The organism is Tropicimonas sp. (assembly GCF_047971885.1).
Lineage (GTDB): Bacteria > Pseudomonadota > Alphaproteobacteria > Rhodobacterales > Rhodobacteraceae > Tropicimonas.
This window is the reverse complement of the sequence record NZ_JBKEAE010000153.1, coordinates 1-2,429: the sequence shown is the minus strand read 5'-3', so window position 1 is coordinate 2,429 and position 2,429 is coordinate 1. Positions and strand designations below refer to the sequence as shown.

Here is a 2,429-nt window from a genome sequence, read left to right as displayed (position 1 = left end):
CGCAGGATCTCGGCAAAGGCGAACATGCCGATCATCACCGGGATGAAGCTCACGCCTCCGAACAGTTCGACCGAGCCGAAGGTGAAACGCGGCTGACCGGAGGTCACGTCAAGCCCGACGGTGGCGACCAGCAACCCGATCAGAAGAGAGATGAAACCGCGCGCCGGATCGCGGGAGGAAACCAGCGCCGAGGTCATCAGCCCGAGCAGGGCGAGCCAGAAGAACTCGAAGCTGGAGAAATTGAGCGCGATCCGCGCCAGCGCCGGGCCGATGACGAGAAGCGCCACCGCACCGACAAGTCCGCCGCAGGCCGAGAAGAAGATCGAGATGCTCAGGGCCTGCATTGCCTTGCCCTTGAGCGTCATCGCATAGGCTTCGTCTACATAGGCGGCAGATGCGGGCGTGCCGGGAATGCGCAGCAGCGCGCCGGGAATGTCGCCGGCGGTGATCGCCATCGCGGTGGTCGCGACAATCGCGGCAATCGCCGGAACCGGCGCCATGTAGAAGGTCACCGGCACCAGAAGCGCGGTTGCCATGGTGGCGGTGAGCCCCGGCACGGCCCCGATGAAGAGGCCATAGAGCGCGCCACCGAACACCGCCAGCAGCACATCTGCCTGCATCACGATGCCGAGCGCGGCGACGAGAGTGTCAGTTCCCATGTCGGATCACCATGGCAGGGGGATCGGTCCGGCGGGCAGCGGCACATGCAGCACCCCGCCGAAGATGTACTGAGCGATCAGCACCGTCGCCAGCACCGACGGAAGCGCCACCGCCGTCCGCGCCCGCGCCAGCCAGATCAGCGGCAGGCAGAAGAGCAGCCCGAAGAGCGGCAGGCCGAGCTTGTCCAGCAGCGGGACCGAGGCAGCGACGCCGGCGATGGTCCAGAATGCGCAGAGGATGCCGCGCGTCCGGCCCGTCCAGGCGCTCACGTCGATGAGTGGAGCGTGTTCGGACGCGGCAAAGCCGGCCCAGGCGATGCGCAAGCCGAAGCCGGCCATGCCGAGCCCGATCAGGGTCGGCATGAGACCCGGCCCGTAGACTGCCCCCGGGACCGCGGAAAGGCGCCGCGCGGCAAGGATCGTCGCCACTCCCAGAGCCGCGAAGAAAAGCCCGACCAGTCTGTCGTCGATACGCATCGGCGCCTCCCTTCAGATCGCGTCGATCACTGGGTGTCGTCGGTGGCCATGCCCACCGCCTTCATCGCCTCGACCAGCCCGGTGCGGGAGGCCATCACCGTCTCGGTGAAGGTCGGCGAGTCCTGATAGGCAACCGAGAAGCCGCGCGAGGCCATGAAGTCGCGGAACTCCGCATCGGCGGTGATTTCGGCCAACGCGTCGGAGAGCGTCATCGTCACGTCCTCCGGCAGGCCCGCCGGCCCGGCAAGGCCCCGGAAGGGCAGCGGCGACCAGTCGATGCCGAAGATCTCGTCGGTGGTCTTCAGGTCCGGATAGACCTCGCTGCGCTCACCCGACAGCAGCGCCAGTGTCTTTGCCTCCCCGGCCTCGACCAGCGCGCGCGCTTCCGCAGGCGCCGTGGAGACCACGTCGATCGCGCCGGCGGCAAGTTGCTGCATTGCCGGTGCGGAGCCGTCGGAGGCAACCCAGGGGCTGGCGTCCGGGTCGATCCCGAGCCTGTTCAGGAGCCCTGCCCAGGCAAGATGCGACAGCCCGCCACGGTTGGCGCCCGACGCCTTGATCGCACCGGGATCGGCCTTGATGGCCTCGATCAGTTCTCCGGCCGTCTCATAGGGTGCGTCCGCACGCACGTTGATGCCCACCGGGTCGGCGTTGAAACGGCCGATGAGGGTAAAGTCTTCCGGTTCGGCGCCCGGAATGCCCTGTGCCTTGTACATCGTCGTCTCGATGGTGATGACGCCCAGCGTGTAGCCATCCGGCGGCGCGTTGGCGATGGTGATATGGCCCACGAGCCCGCCGCCGCCGGTCCGGTTGATCACGTTGAAGGGCTGGCCGAAGCGCTCTTCGAGCTTCTGGGCAAGGGTGCGCGCCGTGGCATCCGTTCCGCCGCCGGCGGACCACGGAACGACGATAGTCACCGCCCGCTCCGGCCAGGCCGCCTGAGCCGTGCCGGCCAGGCCGATGAACGCAAGGACGCCGGCCGAAGCGGCGGCGAGAGCATTTTTCATGGTGTTTCTCCTCCTCGGGCCGGCACCTCCTGCCGACACGTCGTTCAAGTGAATGATAGGAATCATACTTATGACATAAGTCATATGTCAAGACGAATTATCTGAAGCGGTCTGGTTTCGACCCCGAGCATGAGCTGTGGCCTTGAAGTGGCTCTAGCACACCGTGGGTTCTGTTGCGCAAATCGGGTTTTGGATTCATCCTGTGAATCCAGCGTGATAGCTTGGTCACATGAGCAGACCGATACCCCCGACCTACAAGACCAGGGTCTGGCAGTCCTATAACGAA

At 66.0% G+C, this 2,429-nt stretch carries 3 protein-coding genes; all 3 read right to left on the bottom strand.

Annotation, left to right across the window (positions count from 1 at the left end; all coding sequences use genetic code 11):
* The coding region (locus tag ACK5IR_RS13240; RefSeq protein WP_416929646.1) for a tripartite tricarboxylate transporter permease at positions 1-659 on the bottom strand (659 nt) is incomplete at its 3' end.
* A gap of 6 nt (positions 660-665) precedes the next feature.
* Positions 666-1,136 carry a tripartite tricarboxylate transporter TctB family protein gene (locus ACK5IR_RS13235; RefSeq protein WP_416929645.1) on the bottom strand — a complete coding sequence of 157 codons (471 nt, stop codon included), beginning with the start codon at positions 1,134-1,136 and terminating at the stop codon, positions 666-668.
* A 26-nt stretch (positions 1,137-1,162) separates the two neighbouring features.
* Positions 1,163-2,143: a Bug family tripartite tricarboxylate transporter substrate binding protein gene (locus ACK5IR_RS13230; protein WP_416929644.1), complete on the bottom strand. Its 981-nt coding sequence runs from the start codon at positions 2,141-2,143 to the stop codon at positions 1,163-1,165.
* Positions 2,144-2,429: the final 286 nt, after the last annotated feature.